Origin of the sequence: Mycobacteroides franklinii (assembly GCF_001853795.1) — a bacterium.
GTDB lineage: Bacteria > Actinomycetota > Actinomycetes > Mycobacteriales > Mycobacteriaceae > Mycobacterium > Mycobacterium franklinii.
This window is the reverse complement of sequence record NZ_MLIK01000024.1, coordinates 186,934-204,896: the sequence shown is the minus strand read 5'-3', so window position 1 is coordinate 204,896 and position 17,963 is coordinate 186,934. Positions and strand designations below refer to the sequence as shown.

General features: G+C 65.5%; 18 protein-coding genes. 4 read left to right on the top strand and 14 right to left on the bottom strand.

The features are described 5' to 3' along the window. Window positions 1-16: 16 nt before the first annotated feature. The 6 genes from carB to pyrR are packed head-to-tail and all read right to left on the bottom strand — an operon-like array spanning window position 17 to window position 7,799. Window positions 17-3,355, bottom strand: a complete 3,339-nt coding sequence (gene carB, locus BKG76_RS20415) for a carbamoyl-phosphate synthase large subunit (RefSeq protein ID WP_070939536.1) — start codon at window positions 3,353-3,355, stop codon at window positions 17-19. Then, a complete protein-coding gene (gene carA / locus BKG76_RS20410) occupies window positions 3,355-4,500 on the bottom strand; it encodes a glutamine-hydrolyzing carbamoyl-phosphate synthase small subunit (RefSeq protein WP_407937665.1) in 1,146 nt (381 codons plus the stop codon). The genes carB and carA overlap by 1 nt, the downstream gene beginning before the upstream one ends. Beyond that, window positions 4,482-4,979, bottom strand: coding sequence for a PH-like domain-containing protein (locus tag BKG76_RS20405; RefSeq protein WP_070939535.1), 498 nt, complete (start codon window positions 4,977-4,979; stop codon window positions 4,482-4,484). Before BKG76_RS20405 ends, carA begins: the two co-directional genes overlap by 19 nt. Next, on the bottom strand, window positions 4,976-6,277 hold the full coding sequence (locus tag BKG76_RS20400; protein WP_070939534.1) for a dihydroorotase: 1,302 nt from the start codon (window positions 6,275-6,277) through the stop codon (window positions 4,976-4,978). The genes BKG76_RS20405 and BKG76_RS20400 overlap by 4 nt, the downstream gene beginning before the upstream one ends. After that, a complete protein-coding gene (locus tag BKG76_RS20395) occupies window positions 6,274-7,227 on the bottom strand; it encodes an aspartate carbamoyltransferase catalytic subunit (RefSeq protein WP_070939533.1) in 954 nt (317 codons plus the stop codon). Before BKG76_RS20395 ends, BKG76_RS20400 begins: the two co-directional genes overlap by 4 nt. Further along, the gene (gene pyrR / locus BKG76_RS20390) at window positions 7,224-7,799 is read right to left on the bottom strand and encodes a bifunctional pyr operon transcriptional regulator/uracil phosphoribosyltransferase PyrR (RefSeq protein ID WP_083338151.1); all 576 of its coding nucleotides are present in this window, start codon (window positions 7,797-7,799) and stop codon (window positions 7,224-7,226) included. The genes BKG76_RS20395 and pyrR overlap by 4 nt, the downstream gene beginning before the upstream one ends. Window positions 7,800-7,913: 114 nt before the next feature. Here pyrR and BKG76_RS20385 point away from each other — a divergent pair, with 114 nt between their 5' ends. Then, complete coding sequence (locus BKG76_RS20385) at window positions 7,914-9,134, top strand: serine hydrolase domain-containing protein (protein ID WP_070939532.1); 1,221 nt, start codon at window positions 7,914-7,916, stop codon at window positions 9,132-9,134. A gap of 8 nt (window positions 9,135-9,142) precedes the next feature. Here the strand turns inward: BKG76_RS20385 and BKG76_RS20380 are convergent, their stop codons facing one another. Beyond that, the gene (locus BKG76_RS20380; RefSeq protein ID WP_070940018.1) at window positions 9,143-9,826 is read right to left on the bottom strand and encodes a class I SAM-dependent methyltransferase; all 684 of its coding nucleotides are present in this window, start codon (window positions 9,824-9,826) and stop codon (window positions 9,143-9,145) included. Window positions 9,827-9,911: 85 nt separating this feature from the next. Between BKG76_RS20380 and BKG76_RS20375 the strand changes: the two genes are divergently transcribed. Further along, window positions 9,912-10,340: a nitroreductase family deazaflavin-dependent oxidoreductase gene (locus BKG76_RS20375; RefSeq protein ID WP_070939531.1), complete on the top strand. Its 429-nt coding sequence runs from the start codon at window positions 9,912-9,914 to the stop codon at window positions 10,338-10,340. 26 nt (window positions 10,341-10,366) lie between these two features. Further along, a complete protein-coding gene (locus BKG76_RS20370) occupies window positions 10,367-11,767 on the top strand; it encodes an ABC1 kinase family protein (protein WP_070940017.1) in 1,401 nt (466 codons plus the stop codon). Here the strand turns inward: BKG76_RS20370 and nusB are convergent. The 3 genes from nusB to BKG76_RS20355 are packed head-to-tail and all read right to left on the bottom strand — an operon-like array spanning window position 11,764 to window position 13,961. Beyond that, on the bottom strand, window positions 11,764-12,246 hold the full coding sequence (nusB, locus tag BKG76_RS20365; RefSeq protein ID WP_070939530.1) for a transcription antitermination factor NusB: 483 nt from the start codon (window positions 12,244-12,246) through the stop codon (window positions 11,764-11,766). The two genes, BKG76_RS20370 and nusB, sit on opposite strands and share 4 nt — an antisense overlap. After that, window positions 12,239-12,802, bottom strand: coding sequence for an elongation factor P (efp, locus tag BKG76_RS20360; RefSeq protein WP_070939529.1), 564 nt, complete (start codon window positions 12,800-12,802; stop codon window positions 12,239-12,241). Before efp ends, nusB begins: the two co-directional genes overlap by 8 nt. Before the next feature lie 25 nt (window positions 12,803-12,827). Next, window positions 12,828-13,961, bottom strand: coding sequence for a M24 family metallopeptidase (locus tag BKG76_RS20355; protein WP_070939528.1), 1,134 nt, complete (start codon window positions 13,959-13,961; stop codon window positions 12,828-12,830). A 32-nt stretch (window positions 13,962-13,993) separates the two neighbouring features. Here BKG76_RS20355 and BKG76_RS20350 point away from each other — a divergent pair, with 32 nt between their 5' ends. Next, window positions 13,994-14,515 (top strand): B-4DMT family transporter, encoded by a 522-nt coding sequence (locus tag BKG76_RS20350; RefSeq protein ID WP_207543798.1) that lies wholly within the window; start codon window positions 13,994-13,996, stop codon window positions 14,513-14,515. Here BKG76_RS20350 and aroQ read toward each other — a convergent pair. Genes aroQ through aroC form a run of 4 tightly spaced genes read right to left on the bottom strand, consistent with a single transcriptional unit; the run spans window position 14,512 to window position 17,897 of the window. Continuing rightward, window positions 14,512-14,946 carry a type II 3-dehydroquinate dehydratase gene (gene aroQ / locus BKG76_RS20345; protein WP_070939527.1) on the bottom strand — a complete coding sequence of 145 codons (435 nt, stop codon included), beginning with the start codon at window positions 14,944-14,946 and terminating at the stop codon, window positions 14,512-14,514. The genes BKG76_RS20350 and aroQ overlap by 4 nt on opposite strands. Continuing rightward, window positions 14,943-16,052 carry a 3-dehydroquinate synthase gene (gene aroB, locus BKG76_RS20340; RefSeq protein ID WP_070939526.1) on the bottom strand — a complete coding sequence of 370 codons (1,110 nt, stop codon included), beginning with the start codon at window positions 16,050-16,052 and terminating at the stop codon, window positions 14,943-14,945. The genes aroQ and aroB overlap by 4 nt, the downstream gene beginning before the upstream one ends. Next, the gene (locus BKG76_RS20335; RefSeq protein ID WP_070939525.1) at window positions 16,045-16,695 is read right to left on the bottom strand and encodes a shikimate kinase; all 651 of its coding nucleotides are present in this window, start codon (window positions 16,693-16,695) and stop codon (window positions 16,045-16,047) included. The genes aroB and BKG76_RS20335 overlap by 8 nt, the downstream gene beginning before the upstream one ends. After that, on the bottom strand, window positions 16,692-17,897 hold the full coding sequence (gene aroC / locus BKG76_RS20330) for a chorismate synthase (RefSeq protein ID WP_070940015.1): 1,206 nt from the start codon (window positions 17,895-17,897) through the stop codon (window positions 16,692-16,694). The genes BKG76_RS20335 and aroC overlap by 4 nt, the downstream gene beginning before the upstream one ends. Between the last annotated feature and the right edge of the window lie 66 nt (window positions 17,898-17,963).

The following is a 17,963-nucleotide window of genomic DNA, read 5'->3' as shown; positions in this document are numbered from 1 at the left end:
TCTTCACCCAAAGGGCTCATCGCAAGCCCGCGTGCAGTTCCTGAAGTGAACGCACGCCGATATCACCGCGGATACCTGCCTCGATACCCTGCACGGCAGCCGACGCGCCTTGCACCGTGGTGATGCACGGGATGTTCATCGATACGGCGGCGGAACGGATCTCGTAGCCGTCGACACGTGGCCCGGAGTTCCCGTACGGGGTGTTGATGACCATCGCAACCTCGCCGGCCTTGATGACGTCAACCGCCGACTTGGCGGGCAGCGTCCCGCCTGGCTCCTGATAGTGCTTGCGCACCTCTTCACACGGTATTCCGTTGCGGCGCAGCATCTCTGCCGTACCTTCGGTAGCCAGCACCTTGAATCCGAGGTCCGCGAGCCGCTTCACCGGGAACACCAGGGAGCGCTTGTCACGGTTGGCCACCGAGACAAAGATGGTGCCCTCCTTGGGCAGCGAACCGTACGCGGCGGTCTGGCTCTTGGCGAACGCGCTGCCGAAGTCGGCGTCGATGCCCATGACCTCGCCGGTCGACTTCATCTCCGGCCCGAGCAGGGAGTCCACTTGGCTGCCGTCGGCCTTGCGGAACCGGTGGAACGGCAGCACGGCCTCCTTGACCGCAACCGGCGCCCCGGGCGGCGAGGTGGCGCCGTCGCCCTCGGCGGGCAGCAGACCCTCCTCACGCAGACCGGCGATGGTGGCGCCCAACATGATGCGGGAGCATGCCTTGGCCAGCGGAACCGCCGTGGCCTTGGACACGAACGGCACCGTGCGGCTGGCGCGTGGGTTCGCCTCCAGGACGTAGAGCACATCGTCCTTGAGCGCGTACTGCACATTGAGCAGACCGACCACGCCGATGCCGTGCGCGATGGCCTCGGTGGCCGTGCGCACCTTTTCGATATCGCTGCGCCCCAGCGTGACCGGCGGCAGCGCACACGCGGAGTCGCCGGAGTGAATACCGGCCTCCTCGATGTGTTCCATCACGCCGCCGAGGTAGACCTCGGTGCCGTCGCACAGCGCGTCCACGTCGATCTCGATGGCGTCTTCGAGGAAGCGGTCAACCAACACCGGATGCTCGGGTGAGAGCTGGGTAGCGCGGGCAATGTAGCCGTGCAGGGTGTCCTCGTCGTAGACGATCTCCATGCCGCGTCCGCCCAACACGTAGGACGGGCGCACCAGCACCGGGTAGCCGATGTCGGCGGCGATCTGCTTGGCCTGCTCGAAAGTCGTTGCGGTACCGAACCGTGGCGCCGGCAGCCCGGCCGACACCAGCAGGTCACCGAACACACCGCGATCCTCGGCACGGTCGATGGCCGCCGGGCTGGTGCCCACCACCGGCACTCCGGCGTCGGCCAGACGCTTGGCCAGCCCCAGCGGAGTCTGCCCACCGAGCTGCACGATCACGCCGACGACACCCGGTCCGCCGCGACCCGATTCGGATTCGGCGTGGTAGATCTCCAGCACGTCCTCGAACGTCAGCGGTTCGAAGTAGAGGCGGTCGGCGGTGTCGTAGTCGGTGGACACCGTCTCCGGGTTGCAGTTGACCATGATGGTCTCGAATCCGGCCTCCGACAATGTGGTCGCCGCATGTACGCAGCTGTAGTCGAATTCGATGCCCTGCCCGATGCGGTTGGGGCCCGAGCCGAGGATGAGCACCTTGGGACGCTCGGTCTGAGGGGCCACCTCAGACTCCGCGGCCGGATCCAGCTCGTAACTGGAGTAGTGATACGGCGTCTTGGCCTCGAATTCAGCGGCGCAGGTGTCGACAGTCTTGTACACCGGGCGGATACCCATCCGGTGGCGCAACGATCGAACGCCGTTCTCCCCCGCCAACTCCGGCCGTAGCGCCGCGATCTGGCGATCGGAGAGCCCGTAGTGCTTGCCGCGGCGCAGTAACTCCTCGTCGAGGATCGGCGCATCACGCAGCTCGGTGCCCAAACGGTTGATCTGCGCTATCTCTTCGACGAACCACGGGTCGACACCCGTGATCTCGGCGACCTGCTCGACGGGAACACCCGCGGCCAGCGCGCGCTCGATGCCGTAGAGCCGGCCGTCACGCGGCACTCGCAGCTCCTGCAGGAACGCGTCCAGATCCTCGATGGGCCCGGCATTATCGGTCCAGAAGCCCGCCGCGGTCGTCTCCAGGGAGCGCATGACCTTCCCGAGCGCCTCGGCGAAGTTGCGGCCCAGGGACATCGCCTCACCCACCGATTTCATGGTGGTGGTCAAGGTGGCGTCGGCACCGGGGAACTTCTCGAAGGCGAACCGGGGTGCCTTGACAACGACGTAGTCCAGGGTCGGCTCGAAACAGGCCGGGGTCTCCTTGGTGATGTCGTTGACGATCTCGTCGAGCGTGTACCCGATGGCCAGCTTGGCCGCAATCTTGGCGATCGGGAAACCGGTTGCCTTGGAGGCCAACGCACTTGAGCGCGACACACGCGGGTTCATCTCGATGACGATCAGGCGACCGTCGCGCGGATTGATGGCGAACTGAATATTGCAGCCGCCGGTGTCCACGCCGACCTCACGCAGGATCGCGATACCCAGATCGCGCATCTTCTGGTACTCGCGGTCGGTGAGCGTCATCGCGGGAGCGACCGTCACCGAATCGCCGGTGTGCACACCCATCGGGTCGACATTCTCGATCGAGCACACCACCACCACGTTGTCACGGCTGTCGCGCATCAGCTCGAGCTCGAATTCCTTCCACCCGTAGATGGATTCCTCGATCAGCACATTCGCCGACGGCGACGCCGAGAGTCCCTCGCCCGCCATCCGCTCGACATCCTCGGGGGTGTAGGCCATGCCGGAGCCCAAGCCGCCCATCGTGAAGGACGGGCGCACCACGACCGGCAATCCGAGGTCGGCAACGGTATCGCGGACCTCGTCCATGGTGAAACAGACGCGCGACTTCGCCGACTCGCCACCGACCTTCGCGACGATGTCCTTGAACCGCTGCCGGTCCTCGCCGCGCTGGATGGCCTCGAAGTTGGCGCCGATGAGCTCTACGTTGTACCGGTCCAGTGCACCGTTCTCGTAGAGCGCGACCGCGGTGTTCAACGCGGTCTGGCCGCCCAGCGTCGGCAGCAGGGCGTCGATCTTGTTGCCCTTTTCCGCCTGTGCGGCAAGTACTTTCTCCACAAACTCGGCAGTGATGGGCTCGACATAGGTGTTGTCGGCGTACTCCGGATCGGTCATGATCGTTGCCGGGTTCGAGTTGACGAGGCTGACCTGCAACCCCTCTGACCGCAGCACCCGGCAAGCCTGGGTACCCGAGTAGTCGAACTCGCAGGCCTGACCGATCACGATGGGCCCGGAACCGATGACCAGGATGTGGTTGAGGTCTGTGCGACGTGGCATCAGCGGTTACCCCGATTCTCAAGTGCCGTGACGAACTGGTCAAAGAGGTACTCGGCGTCATGAGGTCCCGCCGCCGCCTCCGGGTGGTACTGCACCGAGAAAGCCGATCCGTCCAACAGCCGGATCCCTTCCACCGTGCCATCGTTGGCGCACGTGTGGCTGACCTCAGCGCGCCCGAACGGCGTATCGAACTGCTCACCCGCCTCACCTTCGAGGGCAAAGCCATGGTTCTGCGCGGTGATCGCGACCCGGCCCGTCGCGTGATCGATGACCGGAATGTTGATGCCGCGATGCCCGAAGGTCATCTTGTAGGTGGACCTGCCCAGTGCCCGGCCCAGCAGCTGATTGCCGAAGCAGATGCCGAACAGCGGGATCTTCTGTTGCAGCACCGACTGTGTCACCGCCACCACGTGGTCCGCGGTGGCCGGGTCACCCGGCCCGTTGGACAGGAACACCCCGTCAGGCGCAAGTGCGAGCAGCTCGTCCGGGCTGATGGACGAGGGCACCACCTGTACACGGATACCGCGTTGTGTGAAGTTTCGGGGGGTATTGGTCTTGATCCCCAGATCCAGCGCGGCCACGGTGAAGCGATGCGCGCCATCGGGTTCCACGATGTAGGTGTCGTCGGTGCTCACCTCCCCCGCCAGGTCCGCGCCCAGCATCGAGGGCTGGCCGTTGACGCGCGACAGCAGGAAGTCGGTGGGCGCGTCGGCGACGGTACCGCTGAAGATGCCGGCCTTCATCGACCCCCGGGTGCGTAGGTGCCGGACCACGGCGCGGGTGTCGATGCCTGCGATGCCGACGATGTGCTGCCCCTTGAGGGCGTCGTCCAGGGACCCGGTGGCACGCCAGTTAGAGACCCGGTTCGAGGGATCGCGCACGGCGTAACCGGCCACCCAGATCTTGCCGCCGCGGCTCTCGTCATCCTCGTCGTTCCACCCGGTGTTGCCGATCTGCGGGGCCGTCGCCACCACGATCTGCCGGTGGTAACTCGGGTCGGTCAGGGTTTCTTGGTACCCCGACATGGCCGTGCAGAAGACCGCCTCGCCGAGGGTTTCACCCACCGCGCCGAACGGCTTACCGGTGAATACCCGCCCGTCTTCGAGAACGAGCACCGCCTTGTCACTCATGACGCCTGCTTCCATTCCTCATATTCACTGCGCGGTCGGGCCAAAAAACCTGTGTCAATCTCGGTGCCCGAAGGCAGCCGCCACCGAATCGCGAGAATCCCGTCGTGGGTGAGCACCTTGCCCGCCAGCGCCTTGGCCGTACGGATCTCGGTGACGACATCGGCCGGTATCCAGATGTCTCCGGTTCCACTGCGCTCCAACAGGATTCCCTGAGAGTATCGAGTAAGAGTGGCATTGGCCCGGTAGCCCAGGTCACCGACGGCGATGCGGTCCTGCCAGTCCGGCGCGATGGTGCTACCGACATAGAGGCCTTCGACGGGTTCGATGACCATGTCGCCGCGGTCTGTCGGGATGACCGGCAGTTCTCCGACGGCATCGGTCTGCCGTTGCGCGCGGGCATGCCAGCCGCGCCACATCAGACGAAAGAGCAGCACTGTCAAGGTCAGTGAGGCACCCGCCATGATGAGCGCACCGATGAAGTCCCCGTGGTTCACTCGACCACCTTCCCGTCCCGTGCCGTGACACGGCCACGCAATAGCGTGGCGGTCACCGTGGCAGGCAATGTCATTGATTCGAATGGGGTGTTGGCCGACTTGCTGGCCAATCCGTCGCCCGTGACAGTCCAGGTGGCATCGGGGTCCACGATGGTCAGGTTGGCGGGCTCGCCGACGGCAATCGGACGCCCCTGATCGGGCAGGCCGACGATCTGCGCCGGGCGCCCGCTCATCACCCTGGCGATATCGCGCCACGTGAGCAACCCGGGTTTCACCATCGTCTGCACCACTACCGATAGCGCGGTCTGCAGCCCGAGCATTCCAGGTCGGGCCGCGGCGAACTCGCAGCATTTCTCGTGATCGGCGTGGGGCGCGTGATCGGTTGCCACACAGTCGATCACGCCGTCGGCGAGGGCCTGGCGCAATGCTTCGGCATCGCTGGACTCGCGCAGCGGCGGGTTCACCCGGTACACCCCGTCATAGGAAGCCAACCGACCGTCATCGAGCAACAGGTGATGCGGGGTCACCTCGGCGGTGATGGAAATCCCTTGTCCCTTGGCCCATTTGAGCAGCTCGACGGTACCGGCGGTGGAGGCGTGGCAGATGTGCACCGGGGCGCCGGTATCGCGGGACAAGATGGCGTCCCGCGCGACGATGGATTCCTCGGCAGCGCGCGGCCAACCGGTCAGGCCCAACCGGGCCGCGTTGGCACCCTCATGCGCTACCGAGCCGACGGTGAGCCGTGGCTCCTCGGCATGCTGGGCGATCAACACACCCAGGCCCTTCGCGTATTCCAGGGCACGCCGCATCACCAGCGGATCGTGCACGCACTTACCGTCATCGGAGAACATCCGCACCCGGCCGGCCCCGCGGGCCATCATCGCCATCTCGGTGAGTTGTTTGCCCTCCAGCCCGACGGTGACGGCACCGACCGGATGCACGTCAACGAGACCCACCTGCTGGCCGCGGTGCCACACGTGGTCGGTCACCACGGGGCTATCGGCCACCGGATTGGTGTTGGCCATCGCGAAGACCGCGGTGTAGCCACCCAGCGCCGCTGCGGCCGAACCGGAGTCGATGGTCTCGGTGTCTTCACGGCCCGGCTCACGCAAATGTGTGTGCAGGTCGACGAATCCGGGCAGCAGCACCTGACCGGGCGCTTCGATGGCCGTATCGACCTCAGTCTCGATGCCCGGCCCGATACCGGCCTCGATGCGGGTGATCTGCCCGTCCTCGACGAGGACGTCGACCTGCTCGCCCTCCCCGTACAGCAGTACGCCCTTGATCAAGACACTCATGCGGGCACCGCCTCTGAGCCATCGGAGGAACCGACCAGCAGGTGGAAAAGCACGGCCATACGGATATGCACTCCATTCGATACCTGTTGCAGAACAGCGGATTGCGAAGAATCCGCCACGGAGGAAGCGATTTCCATGCCACGCAGCATCGGACCCGGATGCAGCACCACCGCGTGTTCGGGGAGGAGGCGCCGTCGAGCCTCGGACAAGCCGTACAGCACCGAGTACTCGCGTGCCGACGGGAAGAATCCACCCGTCATGCGTTCGGCCTGCACCCGTAGCATCAGCACCGCATCGGCGCCCGGCAGCTCCGCATCCAAGTCATGGGTGACCGTCACCGGCCAGGTCTCAACACCGACGGGCAGTAGCGTCGGCGGCGCCACCAGCACCACCTCGGCACCAAGAGTATTGAGCAGCAGGGCATTTGACCGCGCAACCCGGCTGTGCAGGATATCCCCGACGATCACGACGCGACAGCCTTCCAGCCCACCCAACCGCTGACGGATGGTGAGCGCATCCAACAGCGCCTGCGTGGGGTGTTCATGGGTTCCGTCGCCGGCGTTGATGACTGCCGGGCCACCCTCACCTTCGGCAGTCCACTGAGCCAGCTGGGCGGCGACACCCGATGCCGGGTGACGGACGATCAACGCATCGGCACCGATCGCCCGCAAGGTCAACGCGGTATCGCGCAGTGACTCGCCCTTGGCCACCGAGGAACCGGAGGCACTGACATTGATCACGTCGGCGCTCATCCACTTACCCGCAACTTCGAAGGAAACCCTTGTCCGCGTGGAGTTCTCGTAGAACATCGTGATGATGGTGCGCCCGCGCAGGGTCGGCAGCTTCTTGACCTCACGCCCCGCTAGCGCCTGCAGGAACCGGTCGGCGTCATCGAGGATGGCGGTAGCCTCGTCGCGGGTCAGGTCAGCCGCGGACAGCAGGTGCTTCACGAGGCCGCTCCCTCTCCGCTGTTGATCACCACGGAGTCGCGGCCGTCATGTTCGGTCAGCAGGACCTTGACGTCTTCCGAGCGTGCGGTCGGCACGTTCTTGCCGACGTAGTCTGCGCGCAGCGGCAGTTCCCTGTGCCCGCGATCAACCAGCACCGCGAGCTGCACCGCACGTGGGCGACCCAAGTCTCGCAGTGCGTCGAGCGCCGAGCGCACGGTACGTCCGGAGAACAGCACGTCGTCGACCAGGACAACCAGCGCACCGTCGACACCGCCCTCGGGGATGGAGGTGCGTTCGAGCGGACGATGCGGTTTGTTGCGCAAATCGTCGCGGTACAGCGTGATGTCCAGGAATCCCGCGGGCACCTCGACGCCGGAGAATTCGGTGATGTGGGCGGCCAGCCGCTTGGCAAGGGTGGCGCCGCGAGTCGGGATGCCGACCAGTACGACGCGCGGGGCGTCACTGGAGTCGGAAAGCGCGGTCTTCTCGATGATTTGATGCGCGATACGCGAGATGGTCCTGCCGACATCTGCGGCGGACAACAACTCGCGTCCTTCTGATACTGCGCCCACGCTTACGCGAGACCTCCTTCTCCGCCTCACTGGACGGATCGTTAAAGGATGTCACTTACCGCCAGGGAGCTTAGCATCCGGGCACCCATCGGCCTCGGCTGACAGGATGGAGTGATGCCGGACCTCGACGACACGTTCGACCACGCCCTCGCCCCGATCCGTGCCGCGGTCGACGACCGCATTCTCGCCGGAGCCGTAACGCTGGTGTGGCAGGGCGGGCAGCTCAGACACCTGGGTGCCACCGGCTATCGCGATATCGACGCGGGCCTGTCGATGGCCGAAAACACCATTTTTCGCATCGCCTCCATGACAAAACCGGTGATCAGTGCGGCAACCATGAGCTTGGTGGACGAGGGCACGATTCACTTGAATGACCCGATCACCACCTGGCTGCCCGAGTTCGGCGATATGCGGGTGCTCAAAGACCCAGACGGTTCCCTGGAGGACACGTTCCGGGCGCCGCGTGCGATAACGGTCGAGGATCTGTTGACCCATCGCAGCGGGCTGACCTATGACTTCATCTCCACCGGGCCTATCGCCAAGGCCTACCACCCGCTGCACACCGCGGCGTTCAGCGAGCCCGACGAGTGGCTCGCCGCCATCGCCGCACTGCCGCTGGTGTACCCGCCCGGCGAGCGTTTCCACTACGGCCATTCCACCGATGTACTCGGCCTGCTCATCGCCCGTGCGGTCGGACTACCGCTGAACAAGCTTCTACGCCAACGGATCCTGGACCCGCTCGGCATGAACGACACCGACTTCTTCGTCCCCGAGCACAAGGCGAACCGTTTGGCACGCCTGTATGGCATCGGCGACGACGACACGATCGAGGTGGCAGACAGCGGCTATCTGACCGCTATGCCCACGTCAGCGCCCGCGCTGTGCCGCGGTGGAGGCGCATTGGCCAGTACTGCCCGCGATTACCTGACCTTTGCGCGTGCACTGCTGGGCGACGGCCAGGCCGACGGCGTGCGCATCCTGTCCCCCGAATCAACCCGCGCGCTGCGCACCAACCGGCTAACCCCGGCTCAGCGGCGACTACCGGCCTTCGGCCTGCCGTACTGGACCGGACGCGGGTTCGGCCTCGGCCTGTCGGTTGTCATGGATCCCAACGAGGCCGCGCTGTTCGGGCCCGGCGGGGCCGGCACCTTCGGCTGGCCGGGCGCATTCGGCACCTGGTGGCACGCCGATCCCAAGGCCGACTCCATCCTGATGTTCCTGCCGCAGTGGCGCATGCCCGAACTTGACCCGAAGGCTGCTCTGGCACGCACTTCGACGCTCCGACTGCAGCTGCTGCACGTGCAGTTCGGGCAGGCGGTCTACGCCGCGCTGTAGCTGCCGCGTCAGTCCAGGTGCGCCTGGAGCAGCCAGCCCGCCATCGAGACCCGGCCGTTGGATTCCGCACGGACCTCGGCGAAGCTCTGCGCACCGCCCCGCTGGAAACCGTCGGCATTGGCATACAGCCGTGCCGGGCTGATGTCGTCAATGGTCCAGTATTTCGACACGATCCCCCGCAGCTCTGGCTCGGTGACCGGGTACGGCCCGTCGACATCCGGCGGGAAGCCCGCCTTGTCGAAGACCAGCACGATGTAATTGGCACCCGGCGCCGCGGCGCGAATGATCGACTGCTGGTACCCCTCCCGCAACCCGACGGGCATCGAGTGGAACAGCGTGGAATCGATGATCGTTCCGAAACGACCGTCATACCCGGTGAAGTTCGAGATGTCGGCGACGTCGAAGGTGACGTTGGTCAGACCGCGTTCGGCCGCGTAACCCTTGGCCAGCTGGATCGCGGTGGGCGCGGCATCCAGGCCTACGGCGGTGTGGCCCCGTTCCGCGAGGTACAGGGCCGTCGCGGCCTCTCCGCAGCCGGCGTCGAGCACGTCACCGTGCACCTTGCCCTGCTCGATAAGCGTCAGAATTTCGGGCTGCGGCTGCCCAATGCTCCATGGCGGCCGAGCGGCGAGCTGCTCGGGTACCTCACCGCGATAGGAGGATTCGAACATTTCTTGCAAGTTCTCGGTCATGCTTTCACGGTGCCAGGAATACCCATTGATGTCAATGGCATTGACATCAATGGAACCAGTCCAACCCAAATGAATCGAGATGATGATGAGCGAACCATCAGGCACCGAGCAATCATTCAACGAGGCGAACATCGCCGAGTTCCGGGCCAACGACGGCAAGGTGGGCGGCCAGTTCGAGGGCTTTCCGTTGCTGCTTCTCACGAGCACCGGGGCGAAGTCGGGCGCAGAACGTGTTAATCCCTTGGCCTACTTCGATATCGACGGCAAGACTTACATCGTCGGCTCATCGGCGGGCCGGCCGAAGAATCCTGCCTGGGTCGCGAACCTGCGCGCCAATCCGAGCATCGAGGTGGAGATCGGCTCCCATCCCAAGACGAACGCCACCGCTGTGGAACTCCCCCGCGCCGAGCGCGATCGCGTATTCGAAATCGTGAAACAGCGCGCGCCGGGGTTCGCCGAGTACGAAACCTTGACCGACCGAGTGATCCCGGTGTTCGAGATCCAGCTCGGCTGAACCGACAGCGAGCGCACAATGTGGGCGTGGAGGACATCGCCCGGGGATCCGTACGTCGCACCGCGAAGCTGGCAAGCCTGCCGTTGGGAGCGGCGGGACGAGCTGTCAAAGGGCTGGGACGCCGGATAGCCGGAGGCGATGCGGAGACCATCGCCGCGCAGTGGTCTGCCGACAATGCCGAACAGCTCTTTGCGGTACTCGGGGGACTCAAGGGTGGCGCGATGAAATTCGGCCAGATGATGAGCATCTTCGAAGCCGTGATACCCGAGCAGTACGCCCAGCCGTACCGGGCCGCGTTGACGGGACTACAGGCCTCGGCGCCTCCCATCTCAAGCAAGCAGGTGCATCGGGTACTCGCTGAGCAGTTGGGCACACGCTGGGGTGATCGATTCGCCGAGTTCGACAACGAACCCGCCGCTGCTGCCAGCATCGGCCAGGTGCACCATGCCCGGTGGCACGACGGCCGGCTGGTGGCCGTCAAAGTTCAGTACCCAGGGGTGGACGCCGCCCTTCGGTCGGACCTGCGACGGGTCGGCCAGATCAGTCGATTCATGGATCGAGTGTTTCCCGGGATCGCCGTGCGACCAATGCTGGCCGAGGTACGCAAACGGATCGCCGAGGAACTCGACTACCGCAACGAGGCGGACAACCAGCGCACATTCGCCGCCGCTTTCGCCGACAGTCCGACGTTTCTGGTGCCGAGGGTGGTCGCTTCCTCGCCCAATGTCCTCGTCACCGAATGGGTAACCGGTCGCCCGTTCGCCGACATCATCCGAAATGGCAGTCAGGAAACCCGGAATACCGCCGCCCGGCTGCTGTTCGAATTCTGTGGCGCCTCGATGTCGGGCATCGGACTGATGCATGCCGACCCGCACCCTGGCAATTACCAGCTCACCCCGGACGGCCGGCTAGCGGTCCTCGATTTTGGCGCGGTCACCACAGTGCATCGCACCGCGCTGCGATATCTGGATGCGCTGCGGCAGGCGGAGCTTGCCGAGCAGGTGCGATTCGATGAGCTTCCCGATGACCTGAGGAAACTGGTATTCGATGAGGTGAACACCGCGCTGAGCGCGGCCGGATTCAGCCGGCCTGGCGCACAGGTGTCACCCGAGGATCTGCTGGCCTACTTCGGACCGTTCGCAGAGCCGCTCTGGGCGTCGACATTCCAATTCGACCGGCGCTGGTTACAGCGCAACGCCGCACAGATACCAGGGCTCGCACGGGGCCAGGAGTTCATGGGCGGTGCAGTACTGGAAATCCCCACCGAGCACGTGATGATGTTCCGCACCCTGGCCGGTCTCGTCGGGGTGGCATGCCAGCTTGAGGCCCAGATCGCCCTACGCGACATCACGATCCGCTGGTATCCGGATTTCGCCGAAGCGAAAGTCCCGTCCCGACTGGCCGACGCCCTGGATATCGACGGTTAGTCGGACGGCCTTGCCGCACCACCACGGATGTGCGGGGTCACCAGCATGAGCTGACCCAGCACCCCGTTCACAAACGCCGGTGATTCATCGGTCGAGAGCTGCTTGGCCAACTCGACCGCCTCATCGACAGCCACCACTTCGGGTACGTCCTCGGCGTGCAGCAGCTCCCACACCGCGACCCGCATGATCGCGCGGTCCACGGCGGGCAGCCGGGCCAACGTCCAGCCCTGCAGATGCGAGGAGATCAGCTCGTCGATGTGCGTGATGTGCTCGGTGACGCCGTGCGCGACGGTCACCGTGTATGGGTTCAACGGCTCGACGTCCGGCTTCGACGCCGCCAACGCACGACGCTCGTCGGCGACCGCGGCGGCCGTCATATCGCGCGCCTCGGCCTCGAACAGCAGGTCTACGGCCCGCTTGCGGGCCTTTCGGCGCCCTCCCTTGCCGGACACTCGCCCGGCTGGGCCGGTTTCAGCCATTCACACGGCCGAGGTAGCTGGCGTCGCGCGTGTCCACCTTCAGGCGGTCACCGGTGTTGATGAACAGCGGCACCTGGATCTCGGCGCCGGTCTCCATCGTGGCGGGCTTGGTGCCTGCGCTGGAACGGTCGCCCTGCAGACCCGGCTCGGTGTGGGTGACCACCAGCTCAACCGAGACCGGCAGCTCGACGTACAGCGCGGCACCCTCGTTGAAAGCGACCTGCACGGTCATGCTCTCCAGCAGGAAGCGGTGGGCATCGCCGACGAGCTCCGGAGACAGGTGGTGCTGCTCGTAGTCCTGGCTGTCCATGAACACGAACGAGTCGCCATCGCGGTACAGGTACGTGGTGTCGCGGCGGTCGACGGTCGCGGTCTCCACCTTGACGCCGGCGTTGAAGGTCTTGTCGACAACCTTGCCCGAGAGCACGTTCTTGAGCTTCGTGCGCACGAAGGCCGGTCCCTTACCGGGCTTCACGTGCTGGAACTCGGTGATCTGCCACAGCTGACCATCGATGTTGAGCACCAGGCCGTTCTTGAAATCGGCGGTTGAAGCCACGTGTTCAGTCTCCTCTTATAACTGCTCAGTCGATAACGGTGAGTTCCTTGGGGAACCGGGTCAACAGCTCCGGCCCATCGGGCCGCACCACAAGCGTGTCCTCAATCCGGACTCCGCCGCGGTCGGGCAGGTAGACCCCGGGCTCGACTGTCACCGCCGAGCCAGCAAGCAGTGTACCGGTGGCTGTCGATCCGATGCCCGGTGCTTCATGGATCTGTAAACCAACGCCATGCCCAAGGCCATGCCCGAAGTTCTCTCCGTACCCTGCGACGGTGATGATGTCCCGTGCGGCGGCATCGACATCCTTCAGCGACGCGCCTGGCGCCAATGCCTCGCGTCCCGCCGCCTGCGCGGTCAGCACCAGGTCGTAGATCTCCTGCTGCCAGGGAGCGACTGCCCCCAGCACCAGGGTCCTGGTCATATCGGAGTGATACCCGGCAACCAGCGCGCCGAAGTCGATCTTGACGAAGTCGCCGTGCGCCAGCACCGCACCGGTGGGCCGGTGATGCGGTATCGCCGAGTTCGGCCCTGCGGCGACGATGGTTTCAAAGGATGGGCCGTCCGCTCCGTGCTCAGCCATGAGGCTTTCCAGCTCACGTGCCACCTCACGCTCGGTGCGCCCAGGCCGAATCCCGCCAGTCTCGATAAGCGCCGACAACGCGGTATCCGCTGCCGCACAGGCTCTTTCGAGTGAGAGAATCTCCGACTCGTCTTTGACTTCTCGCAGTTTTTCCACTCGGTTCGGTGCCCGCACCAATTCAACATCTCCGGCCGCTTCCGCCAGCCTGTCGAATCCGTCGACCGTCACCACGTGGCTTTCGAAACCCGCACGCCCCGACGCGGCGAGGGCAACCAAGGCCGCGCCGTATCTGCGGTCGATCACGGCGCGCAAATCCGAAACCTGTGCGGCAGCCTGGGTCCGATACCGGCCATCGGTGCACAGCACGGTGTCCGTCTCGTCCGGCCCATCACCGGCGGCGACCCAGAGCGCGGCGGCGGATCCGGTAAAACCCGTCAGATAGCGAATATTGAGCAGGTCGGTGACCAAGAGTGCATCGAGCCCGTCCGTACGTAGCTGCTCCCGGAGCCGCTCTCTGCGGTCGATATGTCTGGGGCCTGAACCCGCTGTTCTTCGCGCAAGCGGCTCATCACTCTTCACAGGTGTCGACGCTACCGCGATACGCTGACCCCATGCCCGAGGCTGGAACACGTTCTATGACGACCCGATGGCTCACCCGTGGCGCCGTCTTCGCAGTCCTCATGGTGTTGATCCGTGTGGTGCAAGGTTTGGCCATCAGTCTCTGGGAGACCCACGGCACCGCCATCAACATCGTGCTGGTCGTGGTGTTCCTGGCGGCGGTGTCGGCATGGGCCATCGCCGACGGCCGCGGCGATGCCCAGCGCAACCCCGACCCGGACCGCCGCGACGATCTGGCCATGTGGTGGCTGCTGGGCGGCATCTTCGCCGGCGTCGTAAGCGGCCTTTTGATCTGGCTGATCAGCCTCTTCAACGACGGCATCTATGCCGCGAGCATCCTCGCCGAACTCACCACGACCGCGGCGTTCGTCGCGCTGCTGGTGTTCATGACCGCCATGGTCGGCGTCTTCGTCGGCCGGCTACTCGTGGACCGCAAGCACAAAGAGCACGCCGCTTTGCAGCAGTCCGATACCGACGTATTCCAGGCGGTTCAGGAAGAAGAGGCGGTCTTCTAGCCTGTCAGATTTCCGGCGATGTAGCGCAAGGCGAGCAGGTACCCCTGTACACCGAGCCCGACGATCACTCCGGTCGCCAGCGCACTGAGATACGAGTGGTGCCGGAACTCTTCGCGGGCATGCACATTCGAGATATGCACCTCGATCAATCCGGCGGTCAGCTCGGCGCACGCATCCCGCAGCGCCACCGACGTGTGGGTCAACGCGCCGGCGTTGAGGATGACCGGATCCTTGGCGTCAGCAGCGTCGTGAACCCAGCCGAGCAGTTCGGCTTCGCTGTCGGTCTGCCGCACCTGAACGTCCACACCCAATGCGCCGGCCTCGGCCTCGATGAGAGTTACCAGGTCCGCGTAGGTGGCGCTGCCGTAGACGGCGGCCTCTCGCTTGCCGAGGCGTCCCAAATTGGGGCCGTTGAGAACCTGAACCGTCACAGGAACACTCCTTCGCCACGCGCCTCGCCCGCGACCACCGAGTAGGCGGCGGCGAGCAGCGACGGATCGGGACCTTCCAAACGTCCCGGCTTGGCCAACCCGTCAAGCACCACGAAACGCAGTATGCCCGAACGGGTCTTCTTATCGCCCTGCATATATTCGACAAGCTGCCCCAGCGCGTCGGCGTCGTAACTGATCGGCAGCCCCAGCGCCGAAAGCACCCGCGCATGGCGATCGGCGGTCTCGTCGTCCAGGCGCCCGGCCAAACGTCCCAGCTCGGCGGCGAACACCAAACCGACCGACACCGCCGCGCCGTGACGCCACCGGTAGCGCTCGCGCCGCTCGATGGCGTGACCAAGCGTGTGGCCGTAGTTGAGGATCTCGCGCAGCTCGGCTTCCTTCTCATCGGCCGCCACCACCTTGGCCTTCACCGCGATAGAGCGTTCGATGAGCTCACGCAGCACTGGCTTGGACGGGTCGATCGCCGCCGCCGGGTCGGCCTCGATGAGGTCCAGGATCACCGGGTCGGCGATGAAGCCCGCCTTCACCACTTCGGCCATTCCGGCGACGATCTCGTTGCGCGGCAATGAGTCGAGAGTCGCCAAGTCCACCAGTACCGCCCCCGGCTGATGGAATGCGCCGACGAGGTTCTTGCCCGCCTCGGTGTTGATACCGGTCTTTCCACCGACCGCGGCGTCAACCATGGCGAGCAATGTGGTGGGCACGTGCACTACCTTCACGCCGCGCAGCCAGGTGGCGGCGGCGAATCCGGCGGTGTCGGTGGCAGCCCCTCCCCCGAGACTGACGACGGCGTCTTTGCGTCCGATCCCGATGCGGCCCATCACTTCCCAGATGAAGCCGAGCACGGCCAGATCCTTACCCGCCTCCGCATCCGGGATTTCGACGCGATGCGCCTCGATTCCGGTGTCGGCCAGAGTTTTCCGAATCTCCTCGGCGGTGACCGCCAGGGTCGGCTGGTGCAGGATCGCCACCTTGTCGGACCCCTTGAGCGCGTCCACCAGCTCACCCAGCAGGCCCGTGCCCACGATCACCGGGTAGGGCGGGTTCACCTCGACGTTGATCGTCGTCGGGTTGGCGCTAGTCATTGTCGGCTCTTTCCTTGGTTTCGGTTCCGGAGGTATTGGTTTGGGTTGCCGCCGCGGCGCCCGAGCTACGCCGCCGTGAACGGGGGCGTCGACGCGGGCGTCGTCGCCGGGACGAGGTCGATCCGGTACTCCCCTCGGGGTTCTCCAACCGGGAGACGATCATTCGCACCACGGCGCCCGGGTTTCTCCTGTCGGTGTTCACCTTGATGGTGGCGACCTCGCGGTACAGCGGCACCCGCTGCGACATGAGTGCGTGATATTTCTCGGCGCGGTCCGGCCCCGCCAGCAGTGGACGCACCACGCTGCCACCGGTGCGCCGAATGCCTTCGGCAGCACTGATTTCCAGATACACCACGGTGTGTCCGGAGAGCGCTTCACGAACGCCCGGGGTGAGCACGGCACCGCCGCCCAGCGAGACGACCCCATCTTGTTGGTCCAGAGCCTGCCGAATCACCGATTCCTCCAGACGCCGGAACTCCGGTTCACCGTCGGTGGCGAAGATATCGGCGATGGTGCGCCCGGCCTCGGTTTCAATACCGGCATCGGTGTCATAGATGTTGACGTCCAACGCTTTTGCCAGCCGACGTCCGATGGTGGACTTACCCGATCCGGGCAGCCCGACGAGGACGGCTTTGGGGCTCATCCCGTGGAGGATTCTCGGCGTGGCTCCCGCTGCGCCACCGCATCAAGGTACGCACCGACATTGGTGGTGGTCTCGGACAGGGAATCTCCGCCGAACTTCTCCAATGCGGCGCGGGCCAGCACCAGCGCGACCATCGCCTCGGCGACCACTCCGGCGGCCGGAACCGCGCACACGTCCGAACGCTGGTGAATCGCGACGGCCTCGTCGCCGGTGGACATGTCCACCGTCGCCAACGCTCGCGGGACGGTCGAGATGGGTTTCATGGCCGCCCGCACTCGCAGTGGCTGCCCGTTGGTCATACCGCCTTCCAGGCCGCCGGCGCGATTGGTCGAGCGCAGGATGCCGTCGGGGCCGGGGTAAATCTCGTCGTGAGCGGCGCTGCCGCGGCGGCGCGCGGTGGTGAACCCGTCGCCGATCTCGACACCCTTGATGGCCTGGATGCCCATGATGGCCGCGGCCAGCTGGCTGTCCAGCCGGTCATCTCCGCTGATGAACGACCCGAGACCGACGGGCAGTCCGGCAACCACGACCTCAACGACACCACCGAGGGTGTCGCCGTCCTTCTTGGCGGCCTCGATCTCGCTGATCATCGATTGTTCGGCCTGCGCGTCGAACGCCCGCACCGGGCTGGCGTCGATGGCGGCCAGGTCCGCGGCGCCGGGAACCGGCCCGTCATACGGCTCCGAGTCACCGATGGAGATGACGTGCGAGATCACGTCGACGCCCAATGCCTGCTTGAGGAAGGCCTTGGCGACGGTGCCCACCGCTACACGTGCCGCGGTCTCACGCGCGCTGGCGCGTTCAAGCACCGGGCGGGCGTCGTCGAATCCGTACTTGAGCATGCCCGCGTAGTCGGCGTGCCCGGGCCGGGGCCGGGTGAGCGGCGCATTGCGCGCGATGTTCTCCAGCTCGGCGGGATCGACCGGGTCCGGGGACATCACGGTCTCCCACTTGGGCCATTCGGTGTTGCCGACCTCGATCGCCAACGGACCGCCCAAGGTCAGGCCGTGGCGTACGCCGCCGAGCATCGTGACCTGATCGGCCTCAAATGCCATACGGGCACCGCGGCCATAGCCCAGGCGACGACGCGCCAGCTGCCTGCCGATGTCGTCCGATGTCAGTTCGACACCAGCGACCATGCCTTCCAAGACCGCGACCAGCGCGCGTCCGTGCGATTCACCTGCCGTGATCCAGCGCAACACGTGCACCATTGTCCCATGCGGGCAGGTCGGTCCTCCAAATCGATCGGCGCAGCGGATGCTTCTCTG

Coding starts and splice junctions, on each gene's coding strand:
- carB (WP_070939536.1), bottom strand. CDS start 3,355: ATGCCACGTCGCACAGACCTCAACCACATCCTGGTCATCGGTTCCGGG.
- carA (WP_407937665.1), bottom strand. CDS start 4,500: ATGGAAGCAGGCGTCATGAGTGACAAGGCGGTGCTCGTTCTCGAAGAC.
- BKG76_RS20400 (WP_070939534.1), bottom strand. CDS start 6,277: ATGAGTGTCTTGATCAAGGGCGTACTGCTGTACGGGGAGGGCGAGCAG.
- BKG76_RS20385 (WP_070939532.1), top strand. CDS start 7,914: ATGCCGGACCTCGACGACACGTTCGACCACGCCCTCGCCCCGATCCGT.
- BKG76_RS20380 (WP_070940018.1), bottom strand. CDS start 9,826: ATGACCGAGAACTTGCAAGAAATGTTCGAATCCTCCTATCGCGGTGAG.
- BKG76_RS20375 (WP_070939531.1), top strand. CDS start 9,912: ATGAGCGAACCATCAGGCACCGAGCAATCATTCAACGAGGCGAACATC.
- nusB (WP_070939530.1), bottom strand. CDS start 12,246: ATGGCTGAAACCGGCCCAGCCGGGCGAGTGTCCGGCAAGGGAGGGCGC.
- BKG76_RS20350 (WP_207543798.1), top strand. CDS start 13,994: ATGCCCGAGGCTGGAACACGTTCTATGACGACCCGATGGCTCACCCGT.
- aroB (WP_070939526.1), bottom strand. CDS start 16,052: ATGACTAGCGCCAACCCGACGACGATCAACGTCGAGGTGAACCCGCCC.
- BKG76_RS20335 (WP_070939525.1), bottom strand. CDS start 16,695: ATGAGCCCCAAAGCCGTCCTCGTCGGGCTGCCCGGATCGGGTAAGTCC.